Below are 20,853 nucleotides of genomic sequence, written 5' to 3' on the forward strand. Positions count from 1 at the left end.
TCCTAGCCTCATGCAAGTTTGGATTGCACGTCGCTTTGTAGGAGATAGCCCAAGTCGCGTCGCTCGCTTTGCAGCACTGATTTCTGGTAATGAGGTCAGAGATGCTAGCGCAGTTCGGCGAGCAATGACGACACTGGATAAGCGTCTCGCTTCGGCCAAGGCATTGCACCGGAAGTCGTGACTGCAAGCAAGTGGTAGGAGGTAGGTGGCTGATCGGATACTACACCGGATAGCATGTATTTCCATTAGAGCCTTTAGCTAAAGGCGATTAACACCATTACGAGAATGATTTTCCAGTGTAGTTATGTAGCTCCGTAGCTCGTTAGAATACCTTTGGAAGCCTGCGCCTACGGCGCGGGCGGCTTCCCTAACTATTTTCGTAGTTATACGAAAGGCTCGCGGCTCCAGATAGGCCTACCTACCGGGAGCGAGAATACCCTCTCGGGAAGACGGGCCGCATTTCGTTCGACGACAACCCTGCGTTTGTAATTGGCACACTACTGCCCACTTCCGGGGTTCGCCAGAGTGCCAGGTATCCACTAGCCGGACCGGCTACCCGTATTTGTGTATTCCTGCCGAACGTGACCGGCAATTCTGGCCCATCATGACAGGTTTGGGCACCTAACCGGACTACACAATCACGATGCCGGAGTCTGCGGTCACGATCACTGGAATATGAATGCGATGATTCGAAAGGATCACAGGACTCTTGCTCGCCCCTTTGAACTGTGATGTGGCTGCCATACGCCTCCGTCGTCATAAGTTACATCGTATGATCCAGAATAGTCGCGCAGTGCGATTTCGCCAGCATGAAACACGCAAGATGCCGCGTTCACGGGGATCGCGTGGATAGTTTCTATGGTGCATTTCCGAATATTAAGGGGCATAGCGCTCACTGTAATTAGTTGTCGTCTCAATGTTGCGACAAAATGAAGTTTGAAGATTTGTCCCCGGATTGAGTGCGGATATGTGCTTGTTGCCAACTGCCTATTCGGACGATCGCAACCTCCAATTTTGGAATAGTGACCGCTCATTCTGATCGGATGCCAAAATCGGCCACGAAGGACCAGAATGGCCGGTCACGCTCTACCGAAATCGGAAGTTGCATTTGAAAGGAACACTCCAGGATTTCGTAGCCATTGCACGCATAAATATTTAACACATACAGGATGCATGTTTTAAGCATTTGATTTTATTAACAAAAAAATGTCACACGGCGCCTACGTCGCCTCTATAGCATTCGCTATCTGAACTTTTTACAGGAGAATGCAGTGACCAATGCCGTTAATATCAAAATGAAATGCCAATCTTCAAATCCAGGGAAGACTGACTCGCCACCGGTGTTGCGAGGTGCATATCGAAACTTCATTTGCTATCAGATTGAGCAATTCGTCGAACCGTGGGCGCGCAAATTCGTGATGCCTGCCATGGCCGGAGACGTTGATGCAGCGCTATCGCTCTCGGTTGCCGTGGGAAACAAGAGGCGCGGCCAAGTCGTCGTTGCCTTTTGGAGAGCAAAGGTTCCAAGGGAGTCATTCAGGGCGTTGCTCAGTTCTGTGTGGGACCATGATCACAATGAACTAATCACCGCTGCAAGAACCCGCCGGCTGCTGCGCGCGCTGTTCCGCTATGCTCAGTTCGATACCTCTATCCTTCCTGGAACAGTGCAAGTGTGGCGAGGAACATCAGGCTGCGATCCGTGGAGCGCAGCTAACGGCCAAGCTTGGACAACTGACAGAGATGTGGCATGCTGGTTCGCAATGCGTTTTGCAGAATTTCGTGGCAATCCACTTGTGCTGACATCAACGGTTCGTCGTGAAGACATTTACCTCTTTAACAATGAACGTAATGAGAGCGAAGTCGTGTTATTCGACATTCAATATCCTCGCATCGACGGTGATGTGAACGACTGGAAGGAGCGCGCTGCGAATCGATGCGCCAAGGTAAGAGCAAGGCATTCCGAGTATTTGTCTGAAACTGATGACGAGCCAATGGAGTTGGCTTAGCATTCTTGCTTGGACAATGTGAACTAAGCCTGTCTAGAATCGACTGCCTGCCTTTTATTAGCAACAAAAATAAGGCGGTTGGCAACCACTTCGGTGGCTGACTTGGTCAATCCTTGTGACAGTGGGAACTTGCCGAATAGATTAGTCTTTCAGCGTCGTCATACAAATGGCGGCGCTCCTCTTTTATTGCGCTTCTAAGCCCTGGGAGACACTGTTATGCAGACACGCGATGATTCTTCTGACGGTGCGGCACCGACAGAGAATGCCTTGGGTAGTTCATTAGTGGTGAACCTCCTTGAAGCTCGTAGGAGGCGTCGTTTGGCGGCGCTATTCGCTGCGAGCGGGTTGTGGAAAGACCGCACCGATATACCGGCGGATGGAGTTGAGTATCAACGCACTCTTCGCAAAGAATGGGATAGAGATGAGTAGTTAGCGATGGCGAGGAAAAATCAAACCAGGACCGCCGCTTGGCATGACCAATTCCATTAGTTCGAAAAAAGCTGATTCTTCTATAAGCTTCGGTGGCTGGACAGAAAATTAATCAACGGAACCGGTGTTTCGCCAATTCTTACAGGGCGCGATGGATGCAGAGTGCTCCATCCGTCCCCTTCAAGTGGCGTCGATTACAGCTTGGGGGGAAAGACTTGGGGCCGCCACCTCTTCCCTATATGTTTTTAAGAATTACTTCATTTAAGTCTTTAAGTATTTACGGAAAGACGTGACGGCCCCAACCGACTGCTACACAGATCGAAATATCACATATCCTCCTGCAAGCTCGCTTCACCGCCAAGTATTCCACTCGCTACCTCAGGCATCGGCTCAAATTTTTCTGCCAGTTCACGTGAGTCGAGGCAATTAGTGCTACTGGTGTATGGCCTCACATCTAGGAATCTGACGCACCAGGCCGATTTAAACGCGTTTTGAGACTGCCTCAGCACGAGTAATGCCCTTAATCAGATTTTCATTTTGAAGGGCGCGTCGGTGGGTTCTCGTCAGTCTATGCAGACGCTTTAAATTGACGGGTTGATCTCTGCGCAATTGGTCAAAATCGTTACGCATCAGTTACGCACCAGCCCGTCAATAAGTTCATTAAATATTAATAAAATCAATGCCTTACACAAAAATCGCCAAAATTTCAAAAACCGTCAGATTTCCAATAGTTTGAATGCAAATTGAGGAATTATCCAGTTCAAATCTATCTCGAGAATTTAATGGAACACCTAACGGCTACGGCGTTGTAGCCTACATATATTAGGGGCCATCGTAACCACTAATTCCGCTTCCTGCCCGAATCAGTAGTCGCATTAAGTAGAAGTTTCTGCCCCAGCTAAATTGAAGCGGTTATTCAAATTACCCCGGCCCTATAAGGATAAGCATTAATGGGCGGAAGTTAAGGAAAGCGTTGCTGTCACGATTCTGAAATCCTTCTAGGACTCCGTCAATTTCCACATCTACAACATTTTCACCTTACTCTAGCTGACCCACAAAAGCGCAAAATCTTAATTAAGAAATTACATCTTTAAGGTTTTACAGCTTTACGCCTCGATGCAAAACGTTGATTTGGTTAGCAACTCCACTTCCTTAAAAAAATCTACTTGGGTGTCAGCATTCTCCACCCTGAACTTAGTCTCGCGTGAACTATATTCATACCGAGCGCGATGCAGTTTGCAAAGCGATACTTTATGGGGTGAATATGAAAACAGTTACCAACATCAGTAACGAATCCATCGCGGAATTGATCATCCGCCGTCAGACGGAGCTTGGAAAAAGTGATGCGCAAATATCGCAGGCTCTTGGCTTCGAACGCGTCACGACCTTTGTCATGATCAAGCAGGGAAATACGAAGCTACCGGTGCAGAAGGTAGTTGCGCTCGCAACTGCATTGTCCATCGAACCTGTCCCTTTGCTGCGTCAACTTCTTGCGGAGTCGATGCCCGATGTTCTTAGCGCTGTAGATTCGTTGCTTACCCCCCTGTCATTGACCACTAACGAAGTAAAGCTCGTGCATACGTTCCGGGAGCTTTGCAAAGGTCAAGATGTCAGCCCGATAGTTGTAGAGGGTAATGCCATAGTCGCCTTGATAGTGGCGTAATGAGGAAGACATTTCAAATGACTTTGACCAATCGCGATGAGATCGCCGGCTTGCCCGCACTAAGTCTCGCTGAGTTCTTCCGTAACTACGACACCCCTATAGAAGCAGAAGACGTCGGCTCTTGGTTCAACCTGAATGAAGACGAAGAGAAAGACGCCTTTCGGCATTTGGTGAATAACGGCTATCTAGGTCTGAGCAAGAGCCGCAAAAACGTCGAACTCATCAAAACGAGTGCTGCGATCGCCATTGAGCGAGCAGCGCTGGCTCCGATACTCGAAGTCTCAGACGTTCACAGCATCATTCTGAAGCTGCTGATGGTCATCAACGACGTTAATACGAGTCCCGCAACTGGATATCGAATTCAAGGCATGACGATCATTCGTGGAGCGATTGATGGCTCGGCAGATCCCAAGTCGCTAGTGGAGGCCGCAATCGAACTCGCCCCTACATCTTACGAGTTGTCGATCCAACGGGGGATTGACGAGTTGGCTTATGAATATGCGAAGGCAAAGGGGCTTCCAATCCCATCCGTCGACGAACCTCAAGCGGCGTCGATATGGCATATTAAAAATGCGCTTTGGGAAACTCATGAACGTGCATCGTTGCGGTTTGTGATCCGTTGAGTGCAAAAGGGTTCGGCTCGCGCCAGCGAGTCGAACCTAACCATACTTGCTTGGGGCGTTAATCTCCCCTACTATCCACACCGGACAGGCCAAAATCCTGTCCAATTCCTGTCCAACTGCGTTGGACAAGATAGCTGTTTTTTGAGTTTTTTGGGCAAGTTCCTAAAACTTCAGCGTTGGCTGACAAGCTTTTTAAATCAAGAACTTATTAACGGTTTTCGACCGCCGTGCAGATCGGCCTGCTGACGATTTACGATATGTGCAAGGCGGTGGACCGTGGCATGGTGATGAGCGGCAGCCGCGTGATGGAAAAGCACGGCGGCAAGTCGGGCGACTGGAGCGCCACCAGCTAGCACGTCAAGGCAGGATGTCAGCGCTTAGGACACATTTGCGCGCATTTCATTCCCTATTCTCATACTAGTTTGTATACACTGGACCTCAATTTCTTGCACAAACATGCCTGAACAGGTCTGATGTGGGGCTGATCGTTTGTGCTAGGTCAAAGCCGGTCGCCGGCTATCGGCTAGCCGAGCCCGGGCCCGGATCATTTATTGCCTGATTGTTACCTCTAGAACACAAGTATATAATCTTTTCCATAGAGGTAATTTTTCCGCAGGCTGACCGCTGCCGTCAGGCGCATACGTGAAAGAATTTGCATGAGCAGCAACCCTCCATCGAACGAAAGCAAGACCCAGGAGTATGAGTTCGAGCAGATGAACTTGCAGGTAGGCAGCCGCATCCAGTTCATCACCCATCGCACCATCAAGCCGGTCCAGCACTTTTCTACGCTGATCGGCTGGGTCAAAGACGAGTATATGATCGTCAAGATTCCGTTCGAAAGCGGCGCGCCTATCGCCGTCAATGATGGCGACAAGCTGACTATCCGCGTGTTTTCGGGCGTCAATGTGTGCTCATTTTCCTGCGTGGTGCAGCGCGTGTTCCCGCGCCCCATGTTCTACGTACACCTGTCGTTCCCCGTGTCGATACAGGGCACCAGCCTGCGCACGGCCATGCGCGTCAAGGTCGATATTCCCGCCCAGGTCACCTCCTCGGCCGGCGCCACTTCAGTCTTTCTCGTCAACCTCAGCGTTTCCGGCGCCCTGATCGAGTCGCCCAAGCCGCTGGCCGATGATGGCGGCGAAGTGGGCCTGTCGTTCTACCTGATCGCCCAGCCCGGCAACCGTCAGGTGCGTATCAACCCCAACGCCACTATTCGCAATATCAATGTGGTCAAGCCCTCCACCGGTGACCAGCCCGAGGTGTTCACCTACGGCGTACAGTTCATCGACCTCGACCCTATGCACCACACCATGCTGCAGAACCTGACCTATGAAGCGCTGATCGCCGACCGCCAGAAAATCGTCTAGCGCGGTTCGCACAGGCGAAAAAAAACCGGCCTCAGCCGGTTTTTTTCTATCCGCCCGGACTATTAAGGGCCGACATTGTTTTTGGTCAGGGCCGTTTTAGCCGTATCGTTGGTGACGGTCGTGGTCACGTTCCAGGTGACATTGGCGGCACCAGCGGCCAGCGTAGGAGAGAAGGTAGCCGTCAGGCCATCGATATCTTTGCCCACGCCGGTCGAGAAGGTTTCGACGATCACGCCGTCTTTGACCGTGACCGATTTCACTTCCTTGGTTTCGGTAAAGGTTGGCACGCCTTTCGCGCCAGCGTCGCAACCGGTCAGGTCGCCGCCGCCTTCCTGAGCGCACAGGGCCACGGCCGATTTGATCGAATCGATCGCGCCTTGCGCATTGGCCATCTTGGCCTTGATGGTGTAATCGCTGTAAGCAGGGATGGCGACGGCAGCCAGAATACCGATAATGGCGACAACGATCATCAGTTCGATCAGAGTGAAGCCGGCTTGTGCTTGTTTTTTCATCATGTGCATGGTTTTCATAGTTGACTCCCGGGTGTGTGTTGAACAAAAGTTGTTGCCTACACTTTCCATAGAGCAATCAGCGTGCCAGCCTGTTTAACCATGCACTCGGCCATTTTTCTGACGAATTCTGTCACTTTTAGGGCCCCATACTGCCGTTTTTTGTCACTTAATTCCCAAAAGCAACTGCCGAATTTTGCCAGTGACAAATTTTGTCATTCGGAAATAAAAAAGGGGAGCATGAGCTCCCCTTCTATTTCCTTAACGGAAGGCTGTGATTACAGCATGGCTTTCAGCAGACGGGCCATTTCCGATGGGTTTTTGGTGACTTTGATACCGCAAGCTTCCATGATTTCCAGTTTAGCTTGTGCGGTGTCAGCGCCGCCCGAGATCAGCGCGCCGGCGTGGCCCATGCGCTTGCCCGGAGGAGCGGTTACGCCAGCAATGAAGCCGACCACTGGTTTTTTCATGTTGTCTTTGATCCAGTGAGCCGCGTTGGCTTCGTCCGGACCACCGATTTCACCGATCATGATCACGGCGTCGGTATCTGGATCGTCGTTAAACATCTTCATGACGTCGATGTGCTTCAGGCCGTTGATCGGGTCACCGCCGATACCCACTGCCGACGACTGGCCCAGACCCAGTGCGGTCAGCTGACCCACTGCTTCATAAGTCAGGGTACCCGAGCGCGATACCACGCCGATACGGCCTTTCTTGTGGATGTGGCCAGGCATAATGCCGATCTTGATTTCGTCCGGAGTGATCAGACCTGGGCAGTTAGGGCCCAGCAGCAGGGTTTTCGAACCGGCTTTGACCATGCGGTCTTTCAGAGCCATCATGTCACGGACTGGAATGCCTTCGGTAATGCAGATGGCCAGATCCATTTCAGCTTCGACGGCTTCCCAGATAGCGGCAGCGGCGCCTGCTGGTGGTACGTAGATCACCGACACGTTGGCGCCGGTTTCTTTTTTCGCTTCGGTGACGTTAGCGAAAATTGGAATGCCTTCGAAATCTTCGCCGGCTTTCTTAGGGTTCACGCCTGCTACGAAGCAGTTTTTGCCGTTCGCGTAGTCGCGGCAGCCGCGGGTGTGGAATTGGCCGGTTTTACCGGTGATCCCTTGGGTAACAACTTTGGTGTCTTTATTGATCAGAATGGACATGTTGATTCCTTAATTAAGCTTGACCGGCAGCAGCGGCAACGACGCTCTTAGCTGCATCTTCCATGGTGTCGGCTGCGATGATAGGCAGACCGGAATCGGCCAGCATCTTCTTGCCCAGATCTTCGTTGGTGCCCTTCATACGCACCACCAGCGGCACTTGCAGCGAAACGGCTTTGGACGCGGTGATCACGCCTTCGGCGATCACGTCGCAACGCATAATGCCGCCGAAGATGTTCACCAGAATAGCTTTCAGGCCTGGGTTTTTCAGCATGATCTTGAAGGCTTCGGTTACTTTCTCAGCCGTAGCGCCACCGCCTACGTCGAGGAAGTTGGCTGGTTCGCCGCCGAACAGCTTGATGGTGTCCATGGTGGCCATGGCCAGACCGGCGCCGTTCACCAGGCAGCCGATGTTACCGTCGAGCGAGATGTAAGCCAGATCGAATTTCGAAGCTTCCACTTCCGCTGGATCTTCTTCGTCCAGATCGCGGTAAGCCACGATTTCTGGTTGACGGAACAGCGAGTTGGCGTCGAAGTTGAACTTGGCGTCCAGCGCGATGACTTTGCCCGAACCGGTCAGGATCAGCGGGTTGATTTCAGCCAGCGATGCGTCGGTTTCCCAGTAGGCTTTGTACAGGCCTTGCAGGTTGGTCACGGCATCCGCGATCGAGCCTTCTGGCACGCCGATTTTAGCGGCGATGCTGGCAGCTTCAGCGTCGGTCAGGCCTACCGATGGATCGATAGCGATCGAGTGGATCAGCTCAGGGTGCTTTTCAGCCACTTCTTCGATGTCCATACCGCCTTCGGACGAAGCCATCAGCACAACGCGCTGCGAAACGCGGTCGGTTACCAGCGAAACGTACAGTTCTTTCTTGATGTCGGCGCCTTCTTCGATCAGCAGACGACGTACTTTCTGGCCTTCAGGGCCGGTCTGGTGGGTGACCAGCTGCATGCCCATGATCTGGTCAGCGTATTCTTTCACCTGTTCCAGCGACTTGGCAACTTTAACGCCGCCGCCTTTACCACGGCCACCGGCGTGGATCTGTGCCTTCACAACCCAGACTGGGCCGCCCAAGGTTTCAGCAGCTTTGACTGCTTCTTCAACGGTCATGCACGGGATACCACGTGGAACCGTCACTCCGAATTTTCGGAGGATTTCTTTGCCTTGATACTCATGGATTTTCATGCTGGCTTCCCTTCTGATGCTGATGTGTAAAAATCGGTTGATGTTACGAAAATACTGCGAAAATGCTACGAAAATAAGCGATATAAGGTGCTGCTAAAAGCAGAGATTGCTACGCGCTGCTCGGTGCTGCTTTGGCCACCCAGCGCGGGTAAAACTGCGCCACCGCCGCACCATCGGTGCGCAGCGCGTGACATTTATCTAGTTGAAACGGTTTCTGACGGGGCGTGCCATGGTCTTCCGTGGCCGCGTCATTGGTCGCCCAGACATCGTTGGCAAACGCCTGCACGGCGGCGGTCGGCAGTATCTGCGCCAGTTCCGTCAGGTGGGTGCAGCCGGCGCTGCCCGCCAGACGCTGTTTGAGTTCGTGACGGAAACCCTGCATCAGGTTCAGGCCAACCAGCTGTTCCTTGTAAGCGGGCGCGATGGTATCGCAATGGCCGGGATACGGCACAGCATCGGACGCGGCTTCGGCATCGACGATGTTGAGCTGATGGTCAACGGTCAGGCGTAAATGGAGGTCATGCAGGGGAGTACCGGCAGCGCGTGGGCCCGAGGCCAGCACGGTGTCGATCTGTTTGATATCGGAGATATGCGCGTCAAGATCCCATAGACCATCCTCGCGTGCATACGCTTGGACGACAATTGCGCGCGTGTGCCGTAGCGCACGTCGGTTAACTGGGGTTGACAGGGACATAGACCGATGCCGCTTTCGCGACAGAAATTTAGTAAGCAGCCATGTGCTGTAAAGCACGTATCCGCAGCTTCTACGGACACTTACCGCACCTGCGGCGCTGCAAAAACCCTAAAAGTGTAGCACATAGAGGCCATTTGTTGCGCGCAAACATAAGTTTTTCCGCGCAAAATCTGCCATCTGAGGCTATTTTGATAAGAGATTCACAGAATGTATTTCTGCCATAGAAACATTGCATGATGCATTGCGGCAGAAATTTCTGCTTAGATCATACTTCCGTCACTCTTCGAAGTGCTCGCTGCCCTTGAGCGCCGTCTGCACGGCACGCTGGGAGAAACCACGCTGCAGCAGGAAGCGCATCTGTTTGTTGCGCTGCTGGACGTCTTCGGCCACGCTGCCGAACTTGCGCTGCCACACTTCCACACAGCGCGCTGTCTCGTCGCTGGCCAGGCCCTGTTTGAGCCGGTCCAGTTCTTCGCCACGGATGCCATGACTTTGCAATTCCGCAACAATCCGCCCATTGCCGTAACGGGCGGAGCGGCGATGTATCAATGCTTCAGAGAAACGCTCCTGCGACAGCCAGCGGTTCTGTTCGAGCAGATCGAGCAGGGCTTCCACGTCGTCGCCCTCCTGCGCATAGCGGGCCAGCTTGCGCCCCAGTTCAAGCCGGCTGTGCTCGCGCTGCGACAGCAGACGCAGAGCACGCGCTTTAAGACTGAGTTCGGCTGCCGCCATGGCCTGCTCGCTATCCGGCGCTACTTATCAGGCAGCGTCGGCGCCTTTATCGACGGATTTCAGCTTCACCACGGTGTCGCCCTTGTCGCCAGCCAGTGGCGGCAGCGGACGGACGCCCAGCGATTCCCGCACCTTGTTTTCGATTTCCCACGCCAGTTCCGGACGTTCCTGCAGGAAGATACGGGCATTGTCCTTGCCCTGACCGACGCGCTCGCCGTTGTAGCTATACCAGGAACCCGATTTCTCGACGATCTTGGCTTCCACGCCCAGATCGAGGATTTCGCCTTCGCGCGAGGTACCAGCGCCGTACAGGATGTCGAAGTGGGCTTCCTTGAACGGTGGCGCGATCTTGTTCTTGACCACTTTCACCTTGGTTTCATTACCGATCACTTCGTCACCCGATTTGATCGAGCCGGTACGGCGGATATCCAGACGCACGGAGGCGTAGAACTTCAGCGCATTACCGCCGGTGGTGGTTTCGGGGCTGCCGAACATCACACCGATTTTCATACGGATCTGGTTAATGAAGATCACCAGCGTGTTGGTGCGGTTGATCGAACCGGTCAGCTTGCGCAGCGCCTGCGACATCAGACGGGCCTGCAGACCCGGCAGGGAATCGCCCATATCGCCTTCGATCTCGGCACGTGGCGTCAGTGCGGCCACGGAGTCCACCACCACCATGTCCACGGAGCCGGAACGTACCAGCGCATCGCAGATCTCCAGTGCCTGTTCGCCCGTATCCGGCTGCGAAATCAGCAGTTCGCTCAGGTTCACGCCCAGCTTCTGGGCATACACCACGTCCAGCGCGTGTTCGGCATCGATAAAGGCGCAGGTACCGCCCAGTTTCTGCATCTCTGCAATGGTTTGCAGGGTTAGCGTGGTTTTACCCGACGATTCCGGGCCATAGATCTCGACCACACGGCCGCGTGGCAAACCGCCTACACCGAGCGCCACGTCCAGACCGAGCGAACCGGTGGAGACGACCTGCACTTCTTCGATCGGCATGCTGGAGTCCATACGCATGACGGAGCCCTTGCCGAATTGCTTTTCGATCTGAGCCAGCGCGGCGGCCAGCGCCTTGGCTTTCTCAGAGGCAGGTACTACAGCTTTTTTGTCGTCCATAATGTTCTCTCAGCGGTTCTCTCAACGGGTTGTCGGTTGCTACAGTCGGTACTGTATAAAAAAACAGTGATCAATGCAAGCGGGATTTTTAAACAATTTTTGAGTTTTCACAAAAACTCGCTACTTGCCGCGAAATGCAACACAATACGGGCTCGTACAGCCGGAGTGTTTTACATGCGTATTTTACTTGCCGAGGACGACAGCGTTCTGGCCGATGGCCTGACCCGCTCGCTGCGCCAGTCGGGCTATGCCATCGATTGCGTAGGCAATGGCCAGGAAGCCGATACCGCCCTCGCCACCCAGGAGTTCGATCTGCTGATACTGGATCTGGGCCTGCCCAAGCTATCCGGTCTGGAAGTGCTGCGCCGCCTGCGCGCGCGCGAATCGCGCCTGCCGGTGCTGATCCTGACGGCAGCCGATTCGATAGAACAGCGCGTCAACGGCCTCGATCTGGGCGCCGACGACTACATGGCCAAGCCGTTTGCCCTGTCCGAGCTGGAAGCACGGGTGCGCGCACTGACCCGGCGTGGCGCCGGCGGTGGCGGCGCCATCGTCAAGCATGGCCCGCTCAGCTACGATCAGGTGGGCCGCAGCGCCTATATCAACGAGCAGATGCTGGACCTGTCGGCACGCGAGCTGGGGCTGCTGGAAATTCTGCTGGCGCGCAGCGGCCGTCTGGTCTCCAAGGAACAGCTGGTGGACCATCTGTGCGAATGGGGCGAAGAGGTCAGCAATAACGCCATCGAAGTGTATGTGCACCGGCTGCGCAAGAAAATCGAAACGGGCGGCATCCGCATTGCCACCGTGCGCGGCCTGGGCTACTGCCTCGAGAAATACGCGGAACCGGCCAAGTGACAGAGCAATCCGCCGTGCAGCAGGACGCTGCGCTGGACTACCAGCCGCCCGCGGCGGAGGCGGATGAAGGCATACAGCATTCGCTGTTCGGCGAGATTCTGGACTGGATGCTGGCGCCATTGCTGCTGCTCTGGCCGATGAGTATCGCCATCACCTATCTGGTGGCCAAGTCGATTGCCAACCAGCCTTTCGACCATGCGCTGGAAGACAGCGTCACCGTGCTGGCGCAGCAGGTGCGCGCCGTGGATGGCAAAGTCATCAAGGGCCTGCCCGGCTCGGCGCGCGACATCCTGCGCGCCGACGATATCGACAATGTCTACTTCCAGATTCAGGGCCCGCACGGCGAACATATCGACGGCGACCGTGATCTGCCGCCGCCCGTGCTGGACGAAGAAGAGCTGCCCACCAGTGCCAACGTCCACTTCCGCAACGACAGCATGCATGGCACGCCGGTGCGCATCGCTTACGCCTACGTGCGGCTGGAACACCCGCCCGGCAGCGAAGCGCCGTTGGCACTGGTGCAGGTGGCCGAGACGCTGGAAAAACGCGCCCAGTTGGCCAATGAAATCATCAAGGGTGTGATACTGCCCCAGTTCATCATCCTGCCCATCGTGCTGGCACTGGTGTGGTTTGCGCTGGCGCGCGGCCTGTCGCCGCTGGCCCAGCTGCAGGAACGCATCCGCGCGCGCGGTTCCGACGACCTTAGCCCGATCGCGCCGAATCAGGTGCCGGAAGAGATTTCGCCGCTGGTCAATTCGCTCAACGACATGCTGGCGCGGCTGTCCTCTTCCATCGAGATGCAGAAGCGCTTCATCGCCGATGCGGCGCACCAGATGAAAACTCCGCTGGCCGGCATGCGCATGCAGTCCGAACTGGCGCTGCGCCAGACCGATAGCGCGGAAATCCACCGCTCGCTGGAACAGCTGGCCAAAAGTTCGCAAGCGGCCACCCGTCTGGTCAACCAGCTGCTGGCACTGGCGCGCGCAGAAAACCAGCCGCAGGCCGGCACCAGCATGCAGCTACTGAGCCTGTCCGATCTGGCACGCAGCACGGTGCAGGACTGGGTCTCGGCCTCGTTCGCGGCGCGCATAGACCTCGGCTACGAAGGTCCGGACCAGCCGCTGGAAATCGAAGGCAACCCCACCATGCTGCGCGAAATGCTGTCCAACCTGATCGACAATGCGCTGAGTTATATTCCGTCCGGCGCCAGCGTAACCGTGCGTGTGCGCAGCGACGAGCAGCACGCCATCCTCGAAGTGGAAGATACGGGGCCCGGCATCGCACCGGCCGAGCGCCAGCGCGTGTTCGAGCGCTTCTACCGCATCCTCGGCAACAAGGCCGAAGGCAGTGGTCTGGGGCTGGCTATCGTGCGCGAAATCGCCCATCAGCACGGGGTGGAAGTGGAAATCTATAACAATCCGCGCGCCACCCAGCCCAAGCTGCCGGGCGCCCTGTTCCGGCTGGCCTTCCCGCTACCGCCCGAGCCGCCGATAGAAGAAAGCGAAGCACCGTATTATGGATAACGCCACGCCACCGCAGCCGCTAAGCCAGCCGTCCGCCCCCGTCCTGCCGGCAGCGCAGGCGCGTATTACCCGCGCCCAGCACTGGCAGCGCACGCGCCGCCTGTCGGTACAGTTGCTGCTGCTGTGGCTAGTGACGGGCTTCGGCGCAGCCTTCTTTGCGCGCGAACTGGCCAACCTCAGTCTGTTCGGCTGGCCGCTGTCGTTCTATCTGGCCGCGCAGGGTTCCTGTCTGGTGTATCTGGGCATACTGGCCTACTACGCCTGGCGCATGCGCCGCCTCGACAAAGCTGCCCGCGTGCCGCGCTCCGGCAGCAAGGAGCCGCGTCCATGAAGGCCGCCCGCACATTCCGCCAGCGCCTGCGCAGCTACTACCTGATGTTCACCGCCGGCTTCGCCGGTTTTCTGGTCTCGCTGGCAGTGCTGGAACAGGAAGGCATGTCGCGCATCTGGATAGGCTACCTGTTCATGTTTTCCACCATCGTGCTGTACGCCACCATCGGCGTCATCAGCCGTACTTCCAACGTACTCGAATACTATGTGGCGGGGCGGCGCGTGCCGGCCGTGTTCAACGGCATGGCCACAGCGGCCGACTGGATTTCCGCCGCCAGTTTTATCAGTCTGGCCGGCGGCCTGTATCTGCGCGGCTTCGACGGACTGGCCTACATCATGGGCTGGACCGGCGGCTACGTTCTGGTGGCGCTGCTGATTGCGCCCTATCTGCGCAAATTCAGCCAGTACACCATTCCCGATTTTCTGGCCGAGCGCTACGGCGGCGCCGCTAATCCCGCAGGCGGTGGCAACGTGGTGCGCCTGCTGGCCGTGGCGGCTACCATCATCGTCTCCTTTACCTATGTGGTGGCGCAGATCTACGCAGTAGGCCTGATCGCTTCGCGCTTTACCGGGGTGGATTTCTCGGTCGGCATCTTCCTCGGTCTGGCCAGCATACTGGTGTGCTCCTTCCTCGGCGGCATGCGCGGCATCACGTGGACCCAGGTGGCCCAGTACATCATCATCGTGGTGGCCTTCCTGATTCCGGCCGTCTGGCTGTCGGCCAAGCATAGCGATAACCCGATACCGCAACTGGCCTACGGCAAGCTGCTGCCCAAGCTGAGCGCACGCGAAGCCGTGCTGCAGGCCGACCCGCGCGAAGCGGAAGTGCGCGCCATCTTCCGCCAGCGCGCCGATGATTACGCAAGCCGTCTGCGCGGCCTGCCCGCCTCGTGGGAAGCAGGCAGACTGGAAGTCCAGCACAAGCTCGACAAGGTCAAGCACCGCAATGCCTCGCTGCTGGAAATCCGCAGCGCCGAACGGGCCCTGATCGCCTATCCCAAATCGGCCGACGAAGCGGAGCGGGTGTGGAGCGAAGCGCGCGCGCAGGCGCTGGCACGCTCCGAACCGATTACGCCGCACGCCACGCCCTATCCGGGCGATCCGGCCAGCTCCGACATCAAGCGCAACAACTTCCTCGCACTGGTGTTCTGCCTGATGCTGGGCACAGCCGCCCTGCCGCACATCCTGATGCGCTCCTACACCACGCCGAATGTGCATGAAGCCCGCACCTCGGTGTTCTGGACCCTGTTCTTCATCCTGCTGATCTACCTGACCATACCGGCGCTGGCGGTGCTGGTCAAATACGATATCTACAGTGCACTGGTGGGCATCGATTATCACCACCTGCCCAACTGGGTGTCCTACTGGGCCAATGTGGACAAGCTCAATCCCCTGTTCAGCATCAGCGACATCAACCACGACGGCATCGTGCAGCTGGCCGAGATCACCATCGACGCCGACGTGCTGGTGCTGGCCACGCCGGAAATCGCCGGCCTGCCCTATGTCATATCCGGGCTGGTAGCAGCGGGCGGTCTGGCCGCTGCCCTGTCCACCGCCGATGGCCTGCTGCTGGCCATTTCCAATGCCCTGTCGCACGATGTGTACTACAAGGTGGTGGACCGTAGCGCCTCGACCCAGAAGCGGGTAACCATCTCCAAGCTGCTGCTGCTCGGCGTGGCATTCGTGGCGGCCTACACCGCTTCGCAGAAGCCGGGCGACATCCTGTCGCTGGTGGGTGCGGCTTTTTCGCTAGCCGCCTCCACCCTGTTCCCGGCGCTGGTACTGGGCGTATTCTGGAAACGCTGCACCACACAAGGCGCGGTGGCCGGCATGCTGACGGGCTTCGGCGTGTGCGTGTACTACATGCTGCATACCAATCCGATTCTGGGCGGCAGCAGCGCAGCGCAGTGGTTCCACATTGCCCCTATCTCGGCGGGCATTTTCGGCGTACCTGCCGGCATACTGAGCATGCTCGCCGTCAGTCTGTGCACGCCCGCTCCCGCCCCGGCCACCGTGGCACTGGTCGACTACATCCGCGCGCCGGAACAATGACGGTCGCAACACGAAGATACATAGGCAACATAGATTTTTTAACAACAGGATGCTATTGTGCGCAATCTGGCGGACTGTCTACGCCTAACTTGTCACAAGAAAGTACCTTATGCCATTCCGCTATTTGCTGTTACTGGCCGCTGCCGCGTTCCAGCTCATGTGCCTGCCCGCAAAGGCCGACGAGCGTCCATCCCTCAGTGACTTCTTTTCCCAGCCCCAGCTCAGCGCTGCTGTGTTCTCGCCCAACGGTCAGTATCTGGCCGTGAAAATCGGCGCCAGCGGCAAACGCGAACGGCTCGCCGTGCTGGAACTGGCAACGGAAAAAATCACTGTGGTGGGAAATTTCACTGATGCCGATATCGGCGATTTCCAGTGGGTCAACGATCAGCGCCTCGCGTTCACTGCGGCCGACCGCGAAGCGGCGCAGGGCAATCAGCGCTACTGGCCCGGCCTGTACGCCGTCAACCGTGACGGTACGGGTTTCCGCCAGCTGGCCCTGCGCGCTGCAACGCCATTCATCACCGACGCATCGGCCACCCGCAACACCCGCGACCTGCTGTCCAATCACACTTTCCTGCTCGCTCAGGCTGGCGCGCAGAATAGCGATTATCTGTATGTACAGGAGCGCCATTACAGTGGCCGTGCCCAGGTCGACTATGTCAGTCTGCTGAAGGTGAACACCGTCACGGGCCGTCTGGCAGCGGAAGCCATCGCCACGCCCGATCACGCCAAACACTGGCTGCTCGATTATCAGGGCGAGCCGCGGCTGGTACAGACGCTGGATAAAGGCATCAGCAGCATCCTCTACCTCGATCCGGCAAGCAAAGCCTGGCGCAAACTGGCCGAGTTCAATGCATACGGCGAAAGCAAGGGCCACTTCAGCCCGCTCTCGTTTGGCCCCGATGGCACGCTGTACGTGATCGCCAGCCATGGCCAGAACACTTCGGCCGTCTATACCTTCGACGTGAACAAGCTGACTCTGTCGGAAAAACCGTTGGTGCGGCTGGAAGGCTACGACTTCAGCGGCCATCTGGTGATGAACGAACAGAAGCTGTTAGGCGTACGCTATCTCAACGATGCCTACGCCACCGAATGGCTGGATGACGAATTCAAAGCCATGCAGGCCAAAGTCGACAGCATGTTGCCCAACACCATCAACCTGCTGACGGCACCGCGCCGGGCTGAAACACCATGGGTGCTGGTCAATTCCTACGCTGACATCTGGCCGAATCGCACCATGCTATACAACCGTAGCACGCAGAAGCTGATGGCGGTGGGCGAAGCGCATCCCACCATCAAGCCGGAGCAGATGGCAAGGACCACCCTGGTGCATTACCAAGCCCGCGACGGGCTGGACATTCCGGCCTGGCTGACCATTCCGCAAGGCGAAGGCAAGAACCTGCCCATGGTAGTGCTGGTGCATGGCGGCCCGTATATGCGGGGCAGCAGCTGGCACTGGGATCCGGAAGTGCAGTTCCTCGCCTCGCGCGGCTATGCCGTGCTGCAGCCGGAATACCGTGGCAGCACAGGTTTTGGCAAAAAACACTTCCGCGCCGGCTGGAAGCAATGGGGCCTGAAAATGCAGGACGATATCGCCGACGGCACGCGCTGGGCCATCGCCCGCGGCACGGCCGATGCACAGCGCGTCTGCATCGCCGGCGCCAGCTATGGCGGCTATGCCACCCTGATGGGGCTGGTGAACGATACCGATCTGTACCGCTGCGGCATTGAATGGGCCGGCGTCACCGACATCAACCTGATGCGCACCGGCCACTGGGCCTACGTTTCCGATATGTCGGAAAGCTGGAAAGAGTACGGCATTCCGCAACTGGTGGGCGATCCGGAAAAAGATGCGGAACAGCTCAAAGCGACCTCGCCCATCCTGCAGGCTGCCCGCATCAAACAGCCGCTATTGCTGGCCCACGGCGGCTCCGATCTGCGCGTGCCGCTGGTACATGGCACGCGCTTCTATCAGGCCGTGAAGCAGACCAATCCCGATGTGGAATGGGTGGAATATCCGGATGAAGGCCACGGCTGGAGCCTGCCGGCCACACGCTACGATTTCTGGGCCCGGGTAGAGAAATTCCTCGACAAACATATCGGCAAGCACTGAAGTTCGCGCTATAGTCTGGGGACAGCTGGTTCAAACTCTATGGAGGGGCAAGCATGTCTTCAGGCAGAATTCTGGTCGCACAGGGAGGCGGTCCCACCGCCGTGATCAATCAGTCGCTGGCGGGCGTGGTGCTGGAAGCGCGCCGCTTCCGCGACGTCAGTCTGGTGTATGGCGCGTTGCACGGCGTGCGCGGCATCATCAACGAAGACCTGGTCGATCTGACGCGCGAAACCAGCCACAATCTGGAACTGGTGGCGGCCACGCCTTCGTCGGCGCTGGGCTCCACCCGCGACAAGCCGGACGTGCCATATTGTGCGGAAATCTTCAAGGTGCTGCAGGCCCACCAGATCGAACAGTTCTACTACATCGGCGGCAACGACTCCTCCGATACGGTGCGCATCGTCAGCGAACAGGCCCAGGCAGCCGGCTACCCGCTGCGCTGCATCCACATCCCCAAAACGATAGACAACGATCTGGTCGGCAATGACCACACGCCGGGCTTCCCTTCGGCGGCGCGCTTTGTGGCACAGGCTTTTGCCGGCGCCAACCTCGATAACGCCTCGCTGCCCGGGGTGTACGTGGGCGTAGTAATGGGCCGCCATGCCGGCTTCCTCACCGCCGCTTCCGCACTGGGCAAGAAATTCGCCGACGATGGCCCGCACCTGATCTATCTGCCGGAGCGGGTGTTCTCGCTCGAGCAGTTCCTGCACGACGTCAAAGACTGCTACGCGCGCTATGGCCGCTGCGTGATCGCCGTATCGGAAGGCATACACGACGCCTCGGGTACGCCGATCGCCAGCCTGCTGGCCAAGGACATCGAGCGCGATGCCCATGGCAATGTCCAGCTCTCGGGCACGGGCGCACTGGCCGATCTGCTGTGCGACGAGATCAAGGCCAAACTGGGCATCAAACGGGTGCGCGGCGACACCTTCGGCTATCTGCAACGCTCCTTCATCGGCTGCGTGTCGGACGTGGACCAGCGCGAGGCGCGCGAGGTGGGCGAAAAAGCCGTGCAGTTTGCCATGTGGGGCCAGCGCAATGGCTCGGTGGCCATCAAACGCACCGGCTTCTACTCAGTTGATTACGAACTGCTGCCGCTTGATGCTGTGGCGGGCAAAACCCGCACCATGGAAGATGAGTTCATCAGCGCCAGCGGCACCGACGTGACGGACGCTTTCCGCCTGTATCTGCGCCCGCTGCTGGGCTCCGGCATGCCGGACGCCTTCCGCCTGCGCCCTGCGCCCGTCGGCAAAATCCTGCGCAAATAAAAAAGCGCAGCACCCTGACGGGGCTGCGCTTTTTTTCAGACGCTGGTTATTGCGCGTATCAGACCACGATGGTCTGATGCTCGTCGCCCACGCGGGCGCGGATGCGGCCGATGGTGTAGACGGTTTCGCCAGCGGCTTCCAGCTGGGCTTTAGCAGCGGCAGCGTTTTCCTGCGAAACGATGACGGTCATGCCGATGCCGCAGTTGAATACGCGGTGCATTTCTGCGTCGGCCACGCCGCCATGCTGCTGCAGCCAGGTGAACAGCGGAGGCATGGTCCACGATTTGGCATCCAGTTCGGCCACCAGACCGTCCTGCAGTACGCGCGGGATGTTTTCCACCAGACCGCCGCCGGTGATGTGCACCATGCCTTTGACTTCCATCGAGGCCATCAGCGCCAGCAGCGGTTTCACGTAGATGCGGGTAGGCTGCATCAGCACGTCGGCCAGTTTGCGGCCATGGAAGTCGCCTTCCAGATCAGGCTTGGCCACTTCGATGATCTTGCGCACCAGCGAATAGCCGTTCGAGTGCACGCCCGACGAGGCCAGACCCAGCACCACGTCGCCCGGCACGATCTTGCTGCCGTCGATGATCTGCGATTTTTCTACTGCGCCCACGGCGAAGCCGGCCAGATCGTATTCGCCGGCAGGGTACATGGAAGGCATTTCAGCCGTTTCGCCGCCGATCAGCGCGCAGCCAGCCTGTTCGCAACCCTGGGCGATGCCCTTGATGACGTCGGTGGCGGTGGCCACATCGAGTTTGCCGCAGGCGAAATAGTCGAGGAAGAACAGCGGCTCGGCGCCCTGTACCAAAATGTCGTTGACGCTCATGGCCACCAGATCGATGCCCACGGTGTCGTGGCGATTCAGTTCGAACGCCAGTTTCAGTTTGGTGCCCACGCCGTCGGTACCGGACACCAGCACTGGCTCCTTGTATTTTTTGCTAATTTCGAACATGGCGCCGAAACCACCCAAGCCGCCCATCACGCCTTCGCGCAGGGTACGCTTGGCAAATGGCTTGATCGCTTCGACTAAAGCGTCACCTGCATCGATATCGACGCCGGCATCACGGTAAGACAGGGAAACATTAGAAGTTTGGCTCATGGTGTATTTCGCAGCGGAGGCGGTAAAATAGAAGGCGGCGACCTGTTTCGTAGCAAAATGGCACGAAAATGCGCAAAAAAGCAGCGCGACAAGCCGGTAAGACCGCTATTTTAGCAAAATGC

At 57.2% G+C, this 20,853-nt stretch carries 17 protein-coding genes and 1 pseudogene; 11 read left to right on the forward strand and 7 right to left on the reverse strand.

The genetic code is table 11. The annotated features are described in order from the left end of the window. Positions 1-1,271: 1,271 nt before the first annotated feature. The 5 genes and pseudogenes from GTP27_RS21770 (at position 1,272) to GTP27_RS21790 (ending at position 6,088) form a co-directional block, all read left to right on the forward strand. Entirely contained in the window at positions 1,272-2,006 is a 735-nt protein-coding gene (locus GTP27_RS21770; protein WP_161041199.1) for a hypothetical protein, read from the forward strand. A 1,693-nt stretch (positions 2,007-3,699) separates the two neighbouring features. Then, positions 3,700-4,098 (forward strand): hypothetical protein, encoded by a 399-nt coding sequence (locus tag GTP27_RS21775; RefSeq protein ID WP_161041200.1) that lies wholly within the window; start codon positions 3,700-3,702, stop codon positions 4,096-4,098. A gap of 17 nt (positions 4,099-4,115) precedes the next feature. Beyond that, on the forward strand, positions 4,116-4,721 hold the full coding sequence (locus GTP27_RS21780; protein WP_161041201.1) for a hypothetical protein: 606 nt from the start codon (positions 4,116-4,118) through the stop codon (positions 4,719-4,721). A gap of 221 nt (positions 4,722-4,942) precedes the next feature. Beyond that, positions 4,943-5,074 (forward strand): annotated as a pseudogene (locus tag GTP27_RS21785) (cyclic pyranopterin monophosphate synthase MoaC); the annotation flags it as partial. A 303-nt stretch (positions 5,075-5,377) separates the two neighbouring features. Next, positions 5,378-6,088 carry a flagellar brake protein gene (locus GTP27_RS21790; RefSeq protein ID WP_161041202.1) on the forward strand — a complete coding sequence of 237 codons (711 nt, stop codon included), beginning with the start codon at positions 5,378-5,380 and terminating at the stop codon, positions 6,086-6,088. A gap of 62 nt (positions 6,089-6,150) precedes the next feature. Here the strand turns inward: GTP27_RS21790 and GTP27_RS21795 are convergent, their stop codons facing one another. The 6 genes from GTP27_RS21795 to recA form a co-directional block, all read right to left on the reverse strand. Further along, on the reverse strand, positions 6,151-6,618 hold the full coding sequence (locus GTP27_RS21795; protein ID WP_161041203.1) for a pilin: 468 nt from the start codon (positions 6,616-6,618) through the stop codon (positions 6,151-6,153). Positions 6,619-6,875: 257 nt separating this feature from the next. Continuing rightward, positions 6,876-7,757, reverse strand: a complete 882-nt coding sequence (gene sucD / locus GTP27_RS21800) for a succinate--CoA ligase subunit alpha (protein ID WP_155432748.1) — start codon at positions 7,755-7,757, stop codon at positions 6,876-6,878. Between the two features lie 13 nt (positions 7,758-7,770). Then, positions 7,771-8,940, reverse strand: coding sequence for an ADP-forming succinate--CoA ligase subunit beta (gene sucC / locus GTP27_RS21805; RefSeq protein WP_161041204.1), 1,170 nt, complete (start codon positions 8,938-8,940; stop codon positions 7,771-7,773). 109 nt (positions 8,941-9,049) lie between these two features. Further along, positions 9,050-9,634, reverse strand: a complete 585-nt coding sequence (locus GTP27_RS21810; protein ID WP_161041205.1) for a DUF2889 domain-containing protein — start codon at positions 9,632-9,634, stop codon at positions 9,050-9,052. A gap of 276 nt (positions 9,635-9,910) precedes the next feature. Next, on the reverse strand, positions 9,911-10,366 hold the full coding sequence (gene recX / locus GTP27_RS21815; RefSeq protein ID WP_161041206.1) for a recombination regulator RecX: 456 nt from the start codon (positions 10,364-10,366) through the stop codon (positions 9,911-9,913). A gap of 27 nt (positions 10,367-10,393) precedes the next feature. After that, entirely contained in the window at positions 10,394-11,488 is a 1,095-nt protein-coding gene (gene recA, locus GTP27_RS21820; protein ID WP_161041207.1) for a recombinase RecA, read from the reverse strand. A 174-nt stretch (positions 11,489-11,662) separates the two neighbouring features. Here recA and GTP27_RS21825 point away from each other — a divergent pair, with 174 nt between their 5' ends. The 6 genes from GTP27_RS21825 to GTP27_RS21850 all read left to right on the forward strand — a co-directional run bounded on the left by GTP27_RS21825 (position 11,663) and on the right by GTP27_RS21850 (position 19,629). Further along, a complete protein-coding gene (locus GTP27_RS21825) occupies positions 11,663-12,343 on the forward strand; it encodes a response regulator (RefSeq protein WP_161041208.1) in 681 nt (226 codons plus the stop codon). Beyond that, on the forward strand, positions 12,340-13,866 hold the full coding sequence (locus GTP27_RS21830; RefSeq protein ID WP_161041209.1) for a sensor histidine kinase: 1,527 nt from the start codon (positions 12,340-12,342) through the stop codon (positions 13,864-13,866). Before GTP27_RS21825 ends, GTP27_RS21830 begins: the two co-directional genes overlap by 4 nt. Further along, positions 13,859-14,197 (forward strand): DUF4212 domain-containing protein, encoded by a 339-nt coding sequence (locus GTP27_RS21835; RefSeq protein WP_161041210.1) that lies wholly within the window; start codon positions 13,859-13,861, stop codon positions 14,195-14,197. The genes GTP27_RS21830 and GTP27_RS21835 overlap by 8 nt, the downstream gene beginning before the upstream one ends. Beyond that, a complete protein-coding gene (locus GTP27_RS21840; RefSeq protein WP_161041211.1) occupies positions 14,194-16,248 on the forward strand; it encodes a sodium:solute symporter family protein in 2,055 nt (684 codons plus the stop codon). Before GTP27_RS21835 ends, GTP27_RS21840 begins: the two co-directional genes overlap by 4 nt. 109 nt (positions 16,249-16,357) lie before the next feature. After that, entirely contained in the window at positions 16,358-18,361 is a 2,004-nt protein-coding gene (locus GTP27_RS21845) for an alpha/beta hydrolase family protein (RefSeq protein ID WP_161041212.1), read from the forward strand. 53 nt (positions 18,362-18,414) lie between these two features. Next, complete coding sequence (locus GTP27_RS21850; RefSeq protein ID WP_161041213.1) at positions 18,415-19,629, forward strand: 6-phosphofructokinase; 1,215 nt, start codon at positions 18,415-18,417, stop codon at positions 19,627-19,629. Between the two features lie 58 nt (positions 19,630-19,687). Here GTP27_RS21850 and purM read toward each other — a convergent pair whose 3' ends face one another. Continuing rightward, the gene (gene purM, locus GTP27_RS21855) at positions 19,688-20,731 is read right to left on the reverse strand and encodes a phosphoribosylformylglycinamidine cyclo-ligase (RefSeq protein WP_161041214.1); all 1,044 of its coding nucleotides are present in this window, start codon (positions 20,729-20,731) and stop codon (positions 19,688-19,690) included. Positions 20,732-20,853: the final 122 nt, after the last annotated feature.

The sequence above is a fragment of the Duganella qianjiadongensis genome (assembly GCF_009857915.1).
Lineage (GTDB): Bacteria > Pseudomonadota > Gammaproteobacteria > Burkholderiales > Burkholderiaceae_D > Rugamonas > Rugamonas qianjiadongensis.